This window comes from Staphylococcus caledonicus (genome assembly GCF_016238465.1).
GTDB lineage: Bacteria > Bacillota > Bacilli > Staphylococcales > Staphylococcaceae > Staphylococcus > Staphylococcus caledonicus.
The window spans coordinates 110990-127875 of record NZ_JABTXV010000002.1 but is presented as its reverse complement, the minus strand read 5'-3'; the positions used below and the strand labels follow the sequence as shown (position 1 = coordinate 127875).

General features: G+C 35.2%; 15 protein-coding genes. 5 read left to right on the top strand and 10 right to left on the bottom strand.

Annotated features, from left to right (window positions below; all coding sequences use genetic code 11):
- Window positions 1-12: 12 nt before the first annotated feature.
- Window positions 13-1008, bottom strand: coding sequence for a LacI family DNA-binding transcriptional regulator (locus tag HS848_RS07310; RefSeq protein WP_198611805.1), 996 nt, complete (start codon window positions 1006-1008; stop codon window positions 13-15).
- Between the two features lie 104 nt (window positions 1009-1112).
- Window positions 1113-1874: an alpha/beta hydrolase gene (locus HS848_RS07305; protein ID WP_198611804.1), complete on the bottom strand. Its 762-nt coding sequence runs from the start codon at window positions 1872-1874 to the stop codon at window positions 1113-1115.
- A gap of 167 nt (window positions 1875-2041) precedes the next feature.
- Between HS848_RS07305 and HS848_RS07300 the strand changes: the two genes are divergently transcribed.
- A complete protein-coding gene (locus HS848_RS07300; RefSeq protein ID WP_198611803.1) occupies window positions 2042-2299 on the top strand; it encodes a type II toxin-antitoxin system Phd/YefM family antitoxin in 258 nt (85 codons plus the stop codon).
- 151 nt (window positions 2300-2450) lie between these two features.
- On the opposite strand, the gene HS848_RS07295 is transcribed toward HS848_RS07300, so the two are convergent.
- From HS848_RS07295 to HS848_RS07280, 4 genes are all read right to left on the bottom strand, one after another.
- A complete protein-coding gene (locus HS848_RS07295) occupies window positions 2451-3137 on the bottom strand; it encodes a Crp/Fnr family transcriptional regulator (RefSeq protein WP_198611802.1) in 687 nt (228 codons plus the stop codon).
- 38 nt (window positions 3138-3175) lie between these two features.
- Entirely contained in the window at window positions 3176-4609 is a 1434-nt protein-coding gene (gene arcD, locus HS848_RS07290) for an arginine-ornithine antiporter (protein WP_198611801.1), read from the bottom strand.
- Between the two features lie 183 nt (window positions 4610-4792).
- Window positions 4793-6028, bottom strand: a complete 1236-nt coding sequence (gene arcA, locus HS848_RS07285; RefSeq protein ID WP_198611800.1) for an arginine deiminase — start codon at window positions 6026-6028, stop codon at window positions 4793-4795.
- A gap of 360 nt (window positions 6029-6388) precedes the next feature.
- Complete coding sequence (locus HS848_RS07280; protein WP_107506978.1) at window positions 6389-6850, bottom strand: arginine repressor; 462 nt, start codon at window positions 6848-6850, stop codon at window positions 6389-6391.
- Window positions 6851-7073: 223 nt separating this feature from the next.
- On the opposite strand from HS848_RS07280, the gene HS848_RS07275 reads away from it, so the two are divergent.
- Complete coding sequence (locus HS848_RS07275; RefSeq protein WP_198611799.1) at window positions 7074-8150, top strand: YkvI family membrane protein; 1077 nt, start codon at window positions 7074-7076, stop codon at window positions 8148-8150.
- Window positions 8151-8205: 55 nt separating this feature from the next.
- Here the strand turns inward: HS848_RS07275 and isaB (HS848_RS07270) are convergent, their stop codons facing one another.
- Entirely contained in the window at window positions 8206-8739 is a 534-nt protein-coding gene (gene isaB, locus HS848_RS07270) for an immunodominant staphylococcal antigen IsaB family protein (RefSeq protein ID WP_198611798.1), read from the bottom strand.
- A gap of 306 nt (window positions 8740-9045) precedes the next feature.
- A complete protein-coding gene (locus HS848_RS07265; protein WP_198611797.1) occupies window positions 9046-9303 on the bottom strand; it encodes a hypothetical protein in 258 nt (85 codons plus the stop codon).
- A gap of 325 nt (window positions 9304-9628) precedes the next feature.
- Between HS848_RS07265 and HS848_RS07260 the strand changes: the two genes are divergently transcribed.
- Window positions 9629-10039 carry a YolD-like family protein gene (locus tag HS848_RS07260; protein ID WP_198611796.1) on the top strand — a complete coding sequence of 137 codons (411 nt, stop codon included), beginning with the start codon at window positions 9629-9631 and terminating at the stop codon, window positions 10037-10039.
- A gap of 152 nt (window positions 10040-10191) precedes the next feature.
- On the opposite strand, the gene isaB (HS848_RS07255) is transcribed toward HS848_RS07260, so the two are convergent.
- A complete protein-coding gene (isaB, locus tag HS848_RS07255; RefSeq protein WP_107507300.1) occupies window positions 10192-10722 on the bottom strand; it encodes an immunodominant staphylococcal antigen IsaB family protein in 531 nt (176 codons plus the stop codon).
- Between the two features lie 202 nt (window positions 10723-10924).
- Here isaB (HS848_RS07255) and HS848_RS07250 point away from each other — a divergent pair, with 202 nt between their 5' ends.
- The gene (locus HS848_RS07250) at window positions 10925-11470 is read left to right on the top strand and encodes a hypothetical protein (protein WP_198611795.1); all 546 of its coding nucleotides are present in this window, start codon (window positions 10925-10927) and stop codon (window positions 11468-11470) included.
- A 96-nt stretch (window positions 11471-11566) separates the two neighbouring features.
- On the opposite strand, the gene HS848_RS07245 is transcribed toward HS848_RS07250, so the two are convergent.
- Window positions 11567-14383: a YhgE/Pip domain-containing protein gene (locus HS848_RS07245; protein WP_198611794.1), complete on the bottom strand. Its 2817-nt coding sequence runs from the start codon at window positions 14381-14383 to the stop codon at window positions 11567-11569.
- 212 nt (window positions 14384-14595) lie between these two features.
- On the opposite strand from HS848_RS07245, the gene HS848_RS07240 reads away from it, so the two are divergent.
- Window positions 14596-16770 (top strand): amidase domain-containing protein, encoded by a 2175-nt coding sequence (locus HS848_RS07240; RefSeq protein ID WP_198611793.1) that lies wholly within the window; start codon window positions 14596-14598, stop codon window positions 16768-16770.
- Window positions 16771-16886 lie beyond the last annotated feature (116 nt).

Here is a 16886-nt window from a genome sequence, read left to right as displayed (position 1 = left end):
CTCCTTTTTACCTTAAGTACTTTTTCTTTCTATAATTTCTAATTTTAATAAATTATCATCTGCATTAAATTCAACATCTTCCAACACTGACAATAGAAATTCTGTTAATTGTCTCCCTATTTCATTTACAGGTTGGTTTACTGTAGTTAAAGGGATTTTTAACAATTTAGAAAATGGTTGATTATCATAACCCATAATAGCTATATCATCAGGTATATTAATATTATAATTTGTCATAACTTGAATAATCCCAGAAGCGACTTCATCACTTCCTGCAAAGATAGCATCTGGCAATCTCTTACTCTGCCATAAAATCTTCCCGATTTTTTCTCCATCTTCTAATGTATGTGCGTTATTAAAAATCCATTCTCTTTTAATTTCTAATCCATTATCATTCATAGCATCTCTAAAGCCTAAATTTCTTGATCTACCATGACGTGAAGCAAAATAATTACCACCTGTGCAATACGCTATTGTTGAATGTCCCTTATTAATTAAATATTGAATAGCCTCATATGTTGCTTGTCGTTGATCTGTATGAACTACCATTACTTTATTTGATTGCACTGTTTTATCAGCAGATAAAACTATAGGACCGTACTTTGTGTATTTTTCTACAACACTAATATCATTTTCAAGAGACCCCATAATAACGCCATCGATATGCTTTTGTTTTAACATATTTAATAACCTTAATTCTTCATCCTTATCATCATACGTTTGCATAATTAACGTGTGATAAGGCGTTGTTCTAATTGTGTTTTCAATCGCATCTATCAAATATGCAAAATATGGATTAGTTATTCTAGAAACAATGACTCCTAGAGCAAATGATTTATTAGAACGTAACTGGGTTGCTGCTGAATTTGGTACATAATCTAAATCTATCATTGCTTCTTGAATTTTCTTTTTCTTCACGTCTGAAATATATGGATGATTATTCAAAAACCTTGAAACTGTTGACACAGACAATCCTGCTTTCTGTGCTACATCCTTAATTGTTGCCATGTCATCACCTTTATGAAATCGATTTCATATTAATCATAGTTTTTAATTTGCAACTTGTCAATACTATAATTAAAACGCTTTCATGTTTTTTTACACAAATTCTTTCAATCTTCTATTAGCCATTCAATGGTGCGTTTAATGGCTTTGTCCCAAAATGCATAACCGTGTGCGCCAGGGCCTTCTTCATATTGGTAAGAAATTCCTTTTTCATCTAAATAGGCCATGAATTGTTGCTTATCTTCGTATAAGAAATCTTCGGTGCCACATTGAATCAATAGTTGTGGTAGCGTTGCCTCATTTTCAATAGCTTTATCTACGAGATGATAGGTATCTAATTCTGTACCTTTGATGTTCGTATCTTCTCCTGTAATAGCTTTAGGTGCGAAGTCTACGTAGTCTAAGTTCATTAAATCTTGAGCTTGAAAGACTGATGAGAGAGGTGATGCCTTTGAGAATAACTCTGGTTGTGTTAAGGCAAATTTCATCGTGCCATAACCGCCCATCGAGTGACCTGCTATAAAGTTATCTTCACGTCGTGTTGAAAGTGGGAAGACTTGATGTGCATAGTGATACACCTCTAATATGTAATCGTAATAACTATGGCCGTATGTCATATTCGCGTAGCCACTGTGATCAGCGTTAGGCATGATGACCGCAAGATGATGTTCTTCGGCATAACGCTCAATACTAGTGAAGCGTGGATAAGATGTCGCGTCACTCGAGAGCCCATGTAGAAGTAATAATGTTTTTAAAGGGTGTGGAGATTGTGATTGTTTAAAGAAACTCTCATCCTCTGGAATAATCGCTGTAAACGATTGGTTCATTCCTAAAGTTGGTGATAAATAGTTTACTGTCATAAATGCCATGATAAGTTTCATCCTTTCCAAACAAAATCTATAATATAACTATTTTACACTTTTTCGAGCGACTTAGTTACTAAATAAATATTTGTGTAAAATTTCAATTTAAATGTAGACGTTCTGATTAGCAAGGTTTATAATATAAGCACATATTTTGAAAGGAGCAGTCTTCTATGAATATAAAATCTTCAACTGTAGCTAAAGATGAATTCTACGATTTACTTAAACAAGTCAATGACAAAGAAGAGCCAATCATTATTAGTAGTTCTAACAATCAAAGAGATGCCGTTATAATTGGAAAAAAACAATGGAATAGCATCCAAGAAACTTTGTATCTCGAATCTACAGGTACAATGAACAAAATTAGAGAAAGATTAAATGATAACAGTGGGTATACTGACATCGATGATATAGATTGGGCTCGCCTTTAACTCTCCTAGACGCTTCGTCTTCGGTTTATTAATTACACTTTGTTTCTTATTTATTTAATCAAAACAAGACGCTAGTGATAGCACTAACGCCTTAAGTAGTTTGCTAGACATTTATTCATCATGCCTTACTTCTATATAACTTCTGCTATTTTTATTTCCTTATCATCCAGCTTTTACCGTTTTTAAGTAAGACTTTATCTTCTTTCAACTGATTTACAATATGACCTGTCGTTTCACGTGAAATACCTGACAAATCACTTAATAATTGAATCGTCATAACTTGCTTGATTTCGTAAAATTCCTCATTGTCATATCCTATCGCATAGCACAGATAGTATAATACTTTCTCTATACGTTCTTTTGCTAACTTCGTCGTTAACGCCATATTATATTTCATTTGTAGTCTTAGTGTGTCGTTTAACTTTTCAAAAAGTGTAATAAATATATCATCATGGTTCTTACATAAATACTCCAATAAGTCTTTAGGCATGCCGATAATATAGCAATCCGTCATCGCTGTACACATTTCATTTAATGCGTCTTTATGAAAGAGATGGGTTAAGGGAAAGAGCACTTCTTCTTTATTTAATATGCGATAGACGTCGCCATCTTCATCAAATGTTTCACGCAAAACATTGCCTTCTAATAATAGATACACGTATGCAGGCTGATCTGATGAGTAATACAATACTTGTCCTCTATTATAGTGACGTACGAAACATTCATCTTTATATGCATGTATAACGCCCGTTGGAATATTCATGTAAGATGCCAATCGTTTGAAGCCATAATCTAATTCTGTTTCTTTATTTTGGTTGGAAAATTTCTTTTCAGTCATAGTGATACGCTCCTAAAACTTCAAGACTTCATCATCTATTAGAATACTGAAACGCTACCCATAGCTAAACGTATAATGCCTATGATGGCAAGTACAATAATTAATGCAAAGAGTAGATAATCGCCTTTTGATAGACGTCGCTTATTGTTGTGTTGTACGAAACTATAGACGAAGAGTCCTGGGATATAAAGCAACATCGTTAATAATAAGTAATCTATACCTGCAGCATAGACGAGCCAAATGGCATAGATAGAAGCAATAATACCAATTGTCCATTGCTTAACTGTAGCGCGTCCTCTATGTTCAATCGTATATTTCAATTGATAGAATGCGCTAAACATATATGGAATTAAAATGGCACTTGATGCAAGTGAGAATGCGAATTGATAGGCACTCTCTGTGAATAACATACTCACTAGGAATAACTGTACTAAGATGTTTGTGATTAACAGTGCATTGACCGGTGCTTTGTTTTTATTTTCCTTCGCAAACCATTTAGGGAATAAACCATCTTTCGCTACGATGAATGGTAATTCGCCAGCAAGCAATGTCCAACCAAGCCACGCGCCTAATACAGAGATGATTAATCCAATATTAACAAGGACAGAACCCCAGTGGCCAACGATGTGTTCTAATACTTGGGCCATTGATGGGCTTGCAAGTTTAGAAATATTCGCTTGTTGAATTACACCTTGCGCTAATACAGTCATTAAGAAATAAATGATTAGTACTGAGACTAAACCAATAACTGTAGCTGTTCCAACGTCTTTTTTCGTTTTCGCACGACCTGAGAAGACGACTGCGCCTTCAATACCAGTGAAGACCCATACGGTTACAAGCATTGTACTTTTAACTTGAGACATCGTATCGCCCCAGCTAAACACGCCCATGCCTTCACTTGTCATACCAAAGAAGCCAGATTTAAATGTATCGAAGTTGAAAACAACAATCATACAGATAATAACTAAAAAGATTGGAATCAATTTGGCTACTGTTACGATACTGTTGATAAAGGCTGCTGTTTCAACGCCTCTAAGAATTAAGAAGTGTACGCCCCATAATAAGATAGAAGCCACGATAATACTTGGTAATGTATTTCCACCTTTAAAGATTGGGAAGAAATTCCCGACTGCTGACATTAATAATGTCGCATAAGCTACGTTCCCAAGAAAGGCTGCGAACCAATAACCCCAAGCACTTGAGAAACCAATAAAATCACCAAATCCTGCTTGCGCATAACTATAAATACCGCCTTCAAGATCCGGACGTTCGTTTGTTAAATTTTGGAAGACGAATGCGAGTGAAATCATACCAATGGCCGTGATAATCCAACCAATTGTAATTGCTAGACCGCCTGCTGGTCCACCCATGTCGGAAATGATGTTGAACGCACCGCCACCAATCATAGATCCGATAACTAAACCAATGAGAGACATTTTACCTAATTTGTTTGTGTCTGTTTCATTATTCATATGTCATTTCCCCTTATAAGAAAGGTCTTGTTAGTTTATTTTTTTAAAAAAGGACTTGAAGCTCTACATATTTAATTGTCGCTTCAAGTCCACTCCTTGTGTCTTGGTAATAAATATGCGGTTGTAATGTAGTATTAATCCTTGGTCCTTACCTTTTCAAACTAGTCCTAAATTATCTAAATACTAAATGTCTTCTCTGAATAGTGGTTGACTCATACATCTTGGGCCCCCACGTCCACGAACAAGCTCACTACCTGCGATTTCAATAACTTTAATACCTTTATCACGTAGTAATTGGTTAGATACGTAGTTACGGTCGTAAGTTACAACAACTCCTGGGCGAATACATAAAGTATTTGAACCGTCATTCCATTGTTCACGCGCACCGTCGATAACATCGCCATTACCAGTTGGGATAAAGTCAATTTTATCTACGCCTAGTACTTTTGCAAGTGTTTCGCGTAATTTACTTGAATGTGTGATTTTAATATCATCTTTCGCTTCATCGTACTCGATTGTGAAGATGTTCATGTTATTTTCTTCTTTAAAGATGGCTGAATGAACTGTAAATTTGTCGTAATCAATCATTGTAAATACGGTATCTAGATGCATAAATGTACGACTATTTGGAATTTCAATCGCCACTACTCTTTTGAATGTTGTTGTTTCATCGTTGAAAATGTTACGAGCTAAACGTTCGATAGCTTGTGCTGACGTACGTTCAGAAATACCAATCGCTAACGTTTCTTTAGAAAGTACTAATTCGTCTCCACCTTCAATGTTGAAGCTTGAATCACGGTCTAACCATACAGGCACATCGGCATCTTTGAAACGAGGATGATGTTTTAAGATGTATGTGATAAATAGAGATTCTCTACGACGTGCTCTCCAATACATACGGTTAATTGTCATGCCTCTACCGACAGATGCTTGTGGGTCACGTGTGAAGTAAAGATTAGGCATTGGGTCTAAATAGAATGGATAGCGATCATCCATATATTCAACTAAGTGTGTTGTTTCTAGTTTAATTTCTTCTTTACGAACACCAGCCATCACTTTATCGATAAGTTCTTGATCTGATAAGTTTGAGAAGAATTTTTTGATTTCTTCTTCATGACCTAGCACTGTTTTTTTGGATTCTGCAAGAATATCATCGATAAATTGTTCACGTACTGCTTTGTCAGCAATGGCTTCTGCAGCAAGCTTTTCAAGATATACTACTTCAACACCTTCATCTTGAAGTGCTTGTGCGAATTTATCGTGTTCTTCTTGTGCTACTTTTAAATAAGGAATATCGTCAAATAATAACCCGCTTAAGTGATCTGGTACTAAGTTCTCTAATTCTTTACCAGGTCGTTTAAGTAATACTGTTTTGAGTTTACCGATTTCACTGTTTACTTGGATTGGTCCTTGAGTCATATTCATTTCCTCCTTTATTTCTTTACAACTAGAGTATAAAACGCTTTCAATTTTAAGTATGTGATTAATTTCACATTATAAATGTGTGCTTCTTCATACTATTTGGTTATTCAATGCATTATTCTGAGTGAATATACGTTTTTATTAGTTATTCTTAAGTTATTATGTATATTTCATACATTATGATGTCGTCATTTAACTAATAAAGTTCTTTTATACATCATTCTGCATTTATAATCATTCTCAATTTTTCTTTTTTATTTTGAAAATGATATTACTAGAGATACCCTATTGTACGTATTTTATACATCTTACTAATTATGGCTACGTCATCATAATAATCAATCTAAATATACAATTTTACGTATATTTATAACCAAATAATTTATAATGTACATACTTCGCCATCTCTTCAGAGGAAGTGAGGACCAATAATGTGTCATTACCTCCTACTGTTCCAAGGACTTCGTCTATATCCATTTGATCGATAAAGAAATTAATACATTGGGCAAAGCCAGGAGAGGTTTTAATAATTAAATAGCTATTTTTTATCACAATATCTTGAATTTCTTCTTGATAATAATGTTCTAATTTAGTTTTGGCATCCATTTGGTGTGTATTATCTAACTTTTTATAATATGCTTGATGACCTGCGACGGGCATTTTAAATATTCTTAATTCCTTTAGATCTCGCCCAATCGTTGTGACACTATAGCGGATTCCAAAGTGCATATCAATATAATCTGCGATATCTTCTTTTTTGTAAAAACGATTTTGTTTTACAAGCATTGAGATAAGATCTAAACGTTTACTTTTCTTCATACTCTTAACTCCTCTACTCTATATATCTCTCTGAGGCAATGAATTGTTTATACTATATCTCTAACCTACCATTTTTAATAGTGAGTTGTATTGCGATTTCATGAATTCTACATATTCAACTTCGTCCTTTTCAAAAAAACAAAAACTAAAATTGGGCAAAGGTTTTATATTTCTGATGTTATGTTAACCTATATATTGTAAACATTGAGGAGGGAATATATTTATGAGTAAGGATAATAAAACGGCAATTAAGCTGATGTTAGCTTATCTAAGTTTTATTGTTGGGGCTGGTTTCACGACTGGTCAGGAATTATTACAATTCTTTGTAAACCATGGTAATTATGCCTATGTGGCAGCTATTATTACCGGGGTCATTGTGACGTTTGGGACACGTCAAATTTCTAAGGTAGGCTACCGTTTAGACGCGGATACGTATGATATTTCGCTACATAAATTATTTGGAAAGGTCTTCGGCACGATTATTGACTACTTAATCGTCTTTTTCTTATTTGGTTTAACGGTCGTAATGATTGCCGGCGGAGGTTCTGCGCTTAAACAAGGTTTCAATTTACCTGTATGGGTAGGTTCATTGGCGATTGTGCTCTTATTGTTTGTAGTCTTATTACTTAATTTCAATCGTCTTATTGATTTCTTAGGCATCGTTACACCTTTCCTAGTTATCGCAGTCTTTATTATTGCAGGTTATAACATTATCAATCCTACTATTCCATTTGATGAAGTTTCACAACATATTCATCCATCTAAAACACAGTCACCTCATGCGTGGTGGTGGGATGCGATTTTATATGGTGGCATTATTATAGGTAATAGCTTTAGTTTCTTAACAATTATTGGTGGAGATTCAAGCAATCATAAAATAGCACGACGTGGCGCCTTTTACGGTGGTCTCGTGTTTAGTATTTTATTATTAATTATGATTGCTGGGCTCTTAGCTAATATTAAAAATGCGAATTCTGTAGATATCCCAACTTTATTATTAGCTAATGATATTCATCCATGGCTTGGTATTTTAATGTCAGCTGTAATGGTAGGCGTTATCTTTAATAGTTGTGTAGGTATGATTTATCCATTCCTTACACGCTTTTCAGAATTCCGTACGACGCGTTACTTCATTCTATTAATCGCATCATTAGCTTTAGCTTTCGCATTAAGCTTTGTAGGATTTGCCGATTTAATTAACTTCGTCTTTCCTATCGTCGGTTACATCGGTCTCTTCATCGTTGTAGCCCTATTAGTACGTTGGATTTACAACAAAACTACATCTAAAAAATTAATGTAAAATTAAAAACTGAGACATTTTCACATTAATGTCTCAGTTTTTATATATAGACTAATTATTTCATTGCTTTTTTAACTGTACTATAACCCATTACCACGCGGTCTACTTTACCTTTTTCCACATCAAACCAAACTGTCATACCATTTTGATTAGGTTGGTAATAGTAAATTCCAGTTGTATTTTTTTTACCGTTATCAATTTTTTGTAAGTCCTTACCATAAACTTTATTTAATTGTGCTAATGATAAGTGACCTGTCACTTTCATATCTAATAACGATGCTGTTTTACCGTTCTTAGCAACGTTTCTGAAATATTGATCATATTTTTTAACATTTTTACTAGAATTAGTATCTTTTAATTTAATACCGTTAAATGTAACACTTTCAGCTTTAACCGCATTTTTAAAGTTTTTATCTAATACAAATGATACGTCTTGACCTGCATAACCTTTGTAATTGTAATATGCAGATGTTGTGTGAGTTGCAGCGTGTGCCGTAGCTGGCTGTTCTAATACACCTGTTGTTCCAATGCCGAATAATGTGCCCAACGCTAAAGTTGTGGTTACCACCGCTTTTGTTGATTTTCTCAAAATATTCGCCTTCTTTCTCTTTAACTATAAATATAATACTCTATTCCTTATACTTATACAATTTTTATTATCCGAAAAATTAACACTAAATTAATTTCAGTTGTATCACATACTAAATTATACGAAATTAAATTTCACAAATCGTTAAATAATATTTATATACAACTATGGTATACTATTCGTAGGAGTAACATCCCCATTAACTCCTTCACAAAAAGTTATATTATGTAATGACAATGGGCCATAAGTTTACTTCCCCTTTGTTAGACTTATGGCCCTATCTATCTTCTCATTCAGACTACTATTCTATTTTCTCGCCTTATTCAACGTATTAATAAATGCCGTTGGTTTAACTTCATTGGCATAATCTTTCTGTAACTGTAATCTCGTTTTATATGTTGTTTTCTTCTTAGCCATTTTTTGTAGCATCAATGTTAAGTTTGCGTACTCATTTTCCAAAGCAATATTCTCAGGCGCCGTAAATAGTCTATTGTGGGCCACTTCATGATACGCAAAGATGACCATATTGTAATCGAAGGCACGATTTAGTTGACGGTTAAACATTAATTTCATATTTCCCGGGACATTACCGTTGCAGTGTTCTTGTTATACTAGGATGCCTTTACCTACTTTGTCCATGCGGTAAAGTGCGATAAATGGCATCGTAAGTGAATTAAAGAGTACTTCAAAATGTTAAAGGAGCTTTTCTATAGAAGGTAAATAGATTGTTAGGATTCTTACATTGGAGGATTGAAGAAAGTATACTCTTCTCAGTTAAAGTCAAAGAACCAAAAATAATAAATATTATTTTGCCTTTTACATATAGGAGAAAATAAACTATAATAACTTTATACGAACGTACGTTCTCTATAAGATTGAGGTGTATACAATGATAATTAATCCAGATGCTCCGGACGAGTATAAATATGAAACCGATTATAGAAAAATACCAAGAGAATATTTAAATCCTAATATTCCAGAAGGTCGAAGAAATGTTAAATGGAGTCCATTCACTACCATACCTGAACAATTTGAAATTTTGAATAAAATTATTCAAAGTCAAAATGAAATAAAAAAACCTTCATTATCTGAAGATGCTTTAAGCCATTTAGATTATATTGTTCAACAAAAGCTTCAAACGGATGAACTCTGTTCTTTAGATTATTGGGAAGATGGTCACATTCAAAATTATACTGGCAATATTTTAAAGTTTGATCAATTAAGTAATTCCTTTACCTTTTGCGATGGCAATGATCAAACATATCAATTATTAAAAGAGAACATTTGTAATATTACGTAGCATAAAAAGCATTAAATGTAGTACCTTCTAAATAATTATTACATCGCGATAACGATACATATAAAAATATCCCCTATAGTTTTACTCGTCAAAGTATTAACTATAAGGGATATATCAGACTAACTTTGTAAATGTGTTTCTCTATTGTTCAATTATTTACTAGTTGTGAAGCCTTCATAGCTTATATCTACTTCTACAACGTGATTGTCATTCATTACAAATGAAGTAGCTAGGCCGTCTTTAACAGGTTTATACACATAAATACCGCTTCCTTTAGCGTCACGGCTACCTTTAACTTTTTTCAAATCTTTGCCGTAAGCTTTTTTAAGTTGGTTGTATGTTAAATCACCTTTTACGATAAACTGTACTTTATGCGCTTTCTTACCATCTTTAGTTAAACCAGTAAATTTTTGATTGTGTTTTTCTTTAACTTTTTCACTTTTTGTTGGTGCAAGTTTAACTCCACTAAATGTCACATTGTCATGTTTCACAGCTTTGATAAAGTTTTTATCTGTTAAGAATTTTGCGTCTTTATCAACATAGCCATTGTAAGAATAGTGATATCCTTTTGTTTGTGTTGCAGCGTGCGCTGTATCTTGGAAAGGTAATACAGCTGTACTAGCTCCTAAAAGTGTTCCAAATGCTAAAGTTGTTGAAGCAATAGTTTTTACTACTTTATTCATGTTAGTCCTTCTTTCTATATTAGATTTGTACTTCACTTATATTATCTCACATTGCCTATAAACATTCACTGTACTTAAGATGTATTTATCATATAATTTAGTAAACAAAATTTAATATTATAAAATTGTGGAAATACTATCTATTTTATGAAGTTTTATTATAATAGGAGAAAGAAATGAATTAAGGACGGGGGACCACATCTTGAAAAAAGTATTAGCAGGTATAGTCATTTTACTACTTGTGGTAGCTTTAGGTTTTTCAATATTCTTTGCGGTAACTAGCACTAAAAGTTCAAATGTTAGCGATGATAATAAAACAGAAAAACATGATAAAAAAGATAAAAAGGAAAAGTCTACCGAAGAAACACAAGAAGAGAACGATGATACCGATAACGGTGAAAATGCACAGTCAGAGCCTACATATAATAACTCAGTAAATACTCAACAAAACTATTCAACGCAACAACATAATAATGTAACAACTCAAACTCAAGAAACTAAAACTAAACAATCAACTACAGAAGGAAATAAAGCTAGTCGCTCAAGACAAAATAGTTCAGAAAGTGCAACGTCAGAAAAACGTACTAAAGAAGCTACGACAACTCAACAGCCAAGTACACAACAACCAGCGTCAACACAACAACGTACACAACCAAAGAACTCTACTCAAAGTAGTACCTCAACAAATAAAAGTAGTTCAACTCAAAATACTGGTAAGTCAGTTAACTCAAACAATAAAGACAATTAATACAAATAAGGCTAGGACATCTATATGATTAGTGTCCTAGCCTTATATTTGTGTTTTAGTACTTGCTACATTTTCCAAAAACCTTAACTTAAGCGCCTATTCTGTGACGTTACTTTCATCTATGCGTTTAGAAATTTTACGCATGAGTGGATCTAGAATCGGTTTAATTAAGACGCCGACTATAAAGAATCCTAGTCCGAATAATGCCAGTATAATCAATTTTGTGATTAAAATTTCTGGTACGATGCCTCCTACTGTTTCTCGTAAGGAATCAATGACGTAGGTGAACGGTAAGAACGGCGAGATTGTTTGGAAGAACTTAGGTGCTGTTACTACTGGGAATGTTCCACCGCCACCTGCAATTTGTAATACTAATAGGATGATTGCGATAGCTTTCCCTGGATTACCTAGAAGCGATACCGATGTGTAGACAATAGTATTGAAGATAATCGCTCCAAATAGTGCTACCAATACAAATAATAATGGAGACTCGACTTGTGCTTTCAAGATGAACAAATCTCCCGTCGTTACGATGAGGGTTTGTATGATACCCATCATGACGAAGAATGCGCCCTTACCTAAGTAAATCTGACGTCTCGTTAATTCGTCTTCAAGATGTTTGTGTTTGTTGTCGACTGATAATAGGCTGACTAATAATAATGCACCTACCCAGATAGATAGTGATGTATAGAATGGTGTCATTCCTGAACCGTAATCTTTTACTGGGAAGACATTGGTTTGTTTTTTATGAATTGGATTTGCGATGACGTCGGCTTGTTTTTTCAAATCGTTTCTTAGTGTGTCAATCAGTTTATCCACTGCATCATCGTCATCTAATTTTTTGAAAATTTTATTAGCCTTGTCTAAATCTTTTTCAATACCTGGTAGGCGATTCTCTGAAAAGTTAGCCAAGTTTGCTAACGCTTCTTTCGCACGTGGTTGATTCTCATCTAACAAATCTACTGCGTTATCATATTTATTAAATAACGTTGGTAAATTAGCGTTTACCGTCGCAGTTGCGTTGGCTAATTGTTGTTCTAACCCTGGTAAGTCATTGCGTACAAAGTCGGCTGCTTTCGCTACATCTTGTTTCACTGTTGGGAAGTATTGTTGTGCCGTTTGCATTGCTTCAATATACGTTTGTTCTAAAGCTGGCAATTCACTTTGTATCGTAGCGACACGGTTTTGACCTGTAGAAACAATATCTTGCCCTGCTTGAATGACTTGATTAATAGTGTCGAGTTTAGATTGAACACGTGATAAGGTGTTTTGACCTTGATTCAATTGTTGAGTAATCTCGTTTGATACAACTAGTAATCGGTTATTTAAATCTTTTTTGATGAACTCACGATAGTCGCTTAAGCCATTATTTAAATCTGGTAACGTACGTAATACATTGACCGCTTCAGATTTACCTGAACTACTATTTCCTAGTGCTTGAGTAAGTTGGTTGGTAGAACGTAATGTCTCATTAATACGTTGATTAGCGTGTTCAATTTCTTTGATTTGGGATGATAAATCTACATGTTCTTTGTTTTCTAATTCTTTTAAAATGTCTACGAGTTGCTGGTTGTATTTCGCATTATTTTCAAGACGGGAAGTAATATTACGCAACGTCTCATTAAACTCGGTTGGTCGATTAGAACCAAGCACGCCATATGTACTATTCTTCAAGGCTTTGATATCGGATTGAGTCGCTTTAGCCTGAGTATCGGCGTTGCTAGATAGCGCTAAGAGTGCTTCCGCAAAGGCACTATTCATCGATTTAACATCATTGTCAGACACAATTTGTTTATCATTAACGGCGTCATTACTACTATCTGTGCTTAACGGGGTCACGGTATACTTAGGCATGCTTGCAGTACTTGGTTGGCGTAACACATTATTGGCTTGGCCGTTGACTTCTTGCGCCCGGTTAGCGGCTTCTTGATAGTCTCCAACACGTTGTTGGGCCTGTGTAAGATAACCCTGTGCATCGTTCAAGCGCGTATCCGCTAAATCTAAGCCTTCGCTAGCAATATCTACGCCTCTGTTGAGCTTAGGAAATTGTGCCGGGATATCGTTTGAAGCTACATCAAGTAACTTTTCAACCTTAGGCATATAAGCATCTAAAGCGAGAATAAGCTTAGCTTTCTCATTTAATGACGGTATTGCCGCGTTGACGTCGTTGAGTTTCTGTTGGGCATCTAAAATATCGCCTTTATAGTTACCAAGCGCGCGGAATTTATTCGCATATTCATCTAACTGATCTTGATGCTCATTAAGATAGACGATGCGGTCGGCTATTTTATTAATCTTCGGTAATGAATTATGCGCGGCATAGACGGCGTTTTTAATTTTATTAATCGTTGGCACTTCATCTTCTATTTGTAGCCCTACTTTATTGGCTTCTTGAAGTAACGTTTTAGTGACGGTTTCATTGAATTGTTTATTCGCCTCATCGACGATAACCGTTGAACCTGTATCTGTCATTTTAGGTGCGACGGCATTGATTTTTTGATTTACTTTATATTCAATGTCTGCTTGTTGCGGTTTCTTTCGTAGTGTACCGGTAATGTGGTGCGAAAATGATTTAGGTATGTATATACCGGCATAGTATTTTCCCATTTTAATTTCGTGGTCTGCCTTTTCACGGCTAACGAATTGCCAATCAAATTTATCATTCTTTTTCAAATTATCTTCTAGGGTGTTCCCGACGTTAATCTTTCTACCTCGAACTTTATCACCTTGGTCTTCGTTTACTACTGCGACTTTAATATGTCCCGTATTGCTATAAGGATCCCACATCGCCCATAAGTTGAACCATGCGTAGAATGACGGCAAAATAGCTAACCCTGCGAGAATAATCCAGACGGCAGGCGTTTTGGCGACGCGTTTTAAGTCCGTTTTAAATAATTTTAGTGCATTTTTCATTTCCACACTCCTAAAAAGGAAATATTAAGATTTTATATTAAAAATGTTTTTGGCATTGTTTTTTACTTTGTAGAGTTAGTATAATATTTTTATTAAGTAAAATAACCATTAGTTGATATGTATCAACTATATAAATTACAATAAGCATTATACCAAATTATTAACTGTTCGCATACCACCACATTACATTGGTTAGGAGGATTATATTATCAATGTCCAAGCACAAATTAATGCTTTATTTTTTAACAACTACCCTGGTGTTGCCACCATTTTCAATAAATATCGCGCAAGCAAAAGAGAACTCAAACGAAGAAACAACATCTGACGCGCCTACTAAACAGGAGCGTGAAACATCTGAAGCTAAGACAGATGAGACAGTGAAATCTACTGACAATCACGAACACAGTGATGCTAATTCAAATGAAAAATCTAAAGAAGATACTCAAAGTACCGAAACTCAAGATGATGAGGCAACATCTACTAAGAAAGCTACGCCACGCTCATCTGAGAAACATCAAGCGCCGGCTAAAGACAAGAAAGAGACGCCACGCTCATCTGAGAAACATCAAGCGCCGGCTAAAGACAAGAAAGAGACGTCACATCAACAGAGCACGTATCATACTCCTTTATCCCCTGTCTTCGATATTAGCGATTTCAACGGGGAACCGGTATCTAAATTTTTAGATCCTAATCAGTATGAAGATGGTTTCAGTCTTACCAATTTAATCGCATCTTTATTCAATTTCGATAGCGATATTTCAGATTATGAACAACCAGCCACTTCTTCTGAAAATGAAGCATCCAACACTAATGACAATGATGAACGTTCTACTCAAGATAGTATACTCAACAAAGACGACACAGCTGAGGCGCCAAGTAGCGAACCAGCTACAACAGAAGACTCAACTGTTTCTAAACAAGAAAATAAAGCGTCAAACTCTAATACTAGTAGCGATGACGCGAGTGTAAGCGAAGCCTTAGATGCTATTGATGATTTAGCATCCGAGACTACTGAGGATAAAGACACCAATAATACAGATACTGACAACCAGGCATCACATGAACGCTCTTCTTCTGAAAGCAATGAGGCTTCAACAGAAGATAGCGATGCTAACTCAAGTTCTCATGCTAAAAGTGATAGTTTGTCAGATGCAGCCATAGATTCAATTCTTGATAAATATAGTGAAGATGCGACTGAAACACATCAAGATTATGAAAAGGCGCAAGACAATGGGTCATCAACTCAAGATAAAGGGAACGAGCACAAAGCTAAGGATACGGACAATCAAGCGTCATCAACAACGAATCCTCAATTGCCAACTAAAAAAGAACTTGAACACAAAAGTGAACCAGCGCAATCCTTTGAACAAGACATTAAACAAAGCAACACACGTTCAACAAGCCTGTTCCAAACCTTACCACGCCTTGATGGTAATAACGTAAGCGACGACGATATCGCGGTTGTTGAGAATAAGGATACACGCGAGTTCATTAAATCAATTGCTAAAGATGCACATGATTTAGGTCAGAAGAAAGATATTTATGCTTCTGTTATGATAGCTCAAGCTATTTTAGAATCGAGTTCTGGCAATAGTGCATTAGCACAAGCGCCAAATTATAATTTATTTGGTATTAAAGGTAGTTATCAAGGACAAGCTGTGAATTTTAATACACTTGAAGCCGGTCAGGATCATTCTATGTTCAGTATTAGTGCTCATTTTCGAAAATATCCTAACCTTAAAGCCTCATTAGAAGATTACACCGAGTTGATTAAACATGGTATTGATGGCAATCCAACGATTTACAAGCCGACTTGGAAGAGTGAGGCTGCAACCTATCAAGCGGCTACACGTCAGTTGAGTCGTACATACGCGACAGACCCTCGCTATGCAACGAAGTTAAACCAATTGATTAAGCACTATGATTTAACTGCATTTGATAAGAAGAAAATGCCTAATTTAAATCGTTATGCTAAGGCGACTTTGAACGGTACAGACGTGTCAGGTGGCGACTTTAAGCCATTTAGTATCACGGATAGTTCATCACCATATCCACAAGGTCAATGCACGTGGTATGTTTATGAACGTACACAACAGTTTGGCAAACACGTCGGTCGTGGTTGGGGCGATGCGCATAACTGGGATAATCGCGCTGAAGATGATGGTTATAACGTGACTCAGACACCGAAAGCACATACCGCTGTAGTCTTCGAAGCAGGACAAGCCGGTGCCCATGAAATGTACGGTCATGTTGCTTTTGTTGAAAAGGTAAATGATGACGGTTCAATCATTATCTCCGAATCCAACGTCAAAGGTCTAGGCATCGTGTCTTACCGCTCAATTGACTCAGAAACAGCTCAAGAATTACATTATATTGAACCTAAATAATATACATGAAAATAAGCCTGCAACATTTTTCGCAAATGTTGCAGGCTTTTCTTATAGAAGTAACTATTTGAGATACATAGGTACTAAAACTCATTTTCAACTATAGTTAATCTTAC

Excerpts from the sequence above, each read along its gene's own strand:
- HS848_RS07300 (WP_198611803.1), top strand. The coding sequence starts at position 2,042 with ATGAATATAAAATCTTCAACTGTAGCTAAAGATGAATTCTACGATTTA.
- HS848_RS07305 (WP_198611804.1), bottom strand. The coding sequence starts at position 1,874 with ATGGCATTTATGACAGTAAACTATTTATCACCAACTTTAGGAATGAAC.
- HS848_RS07280 (WP_107506978.1), bottom strand. The coding sequence starts at position 6,850 with ATGAAGAAAAGTAAACGTTTAGATCTTATCTCAATGCTTGTAAAACAA.
- HS848_RS07265 (WP_198611797.1), bottom strand. The coding sequence starts at position 9,303 with ATGTTTAACCGTCAACTAAATCGTGCCTTCGATTACAATATGGTCATC.
- arcA (WP_198611800.1), bottom strand. The coding sequence starts at position 6,028 with ATGACTCAAGGACCAATCCAAGTAAACAGTGAAATCGGTAAACTCAAA.
- HS848_RS07295 (WP_198611802.1), bottom strand. The coding sequence starts at position 3,137 with ATGACTGAAAAGAAATTTTCCAACCAAAATAAAGAAACAGAATTAGAT.
- HS848_RS07310 (WP_198611805.1), bottom strand. The coding sequence starts at position 1,008 with ATGGCAACAATTAAGGATGTAGCACAGAAAGCAGGATTGTCTGTGTCA.
- arcD (WP_198611801.1), bottom strand. The coding sequence starts at position 4,609 with ATGAATAATGAAACAGACACAAACAAATTAGGTAAAATGTCTCTCATT.
- HS848_RS07275 (WP_198611799.1), top strand. The coding sequence starts at position 7,074 with ATGAGTAAGGATAATAAAACGGCAATTAAGCTGATGTTAGCTTATCTA.
- HS848_RS07260 (WP_198611796.1), top strand. The coding sequence starts at position 9,629 with ATGATAATTAATCCAGATGCTCCGGACGAGTATAAATATGAAACCGAT.
- isaB (WP_107507300.1), bottom strand. The coding sequence starts at position 10,722 with ATGAATAAAGTAGTAAAAACTATTGCTTCAACAACTTTAGCATTTGGA.
- HS848_RS07245 (WP_198611794.1), bottom strand. The coding sequence starts at position 14,383 with ATGAAAAATGCACTAAAATTATTTAAAACGGACTTAAAACGCGTCGCC.
- HS848_RS07240 (WP_198611793.1), top strand. The coding sequence starts at position 14,596 with ATGTCCAAGCACAAATTAATGCTTTATTTTTTAACAACTACCCTGGTG.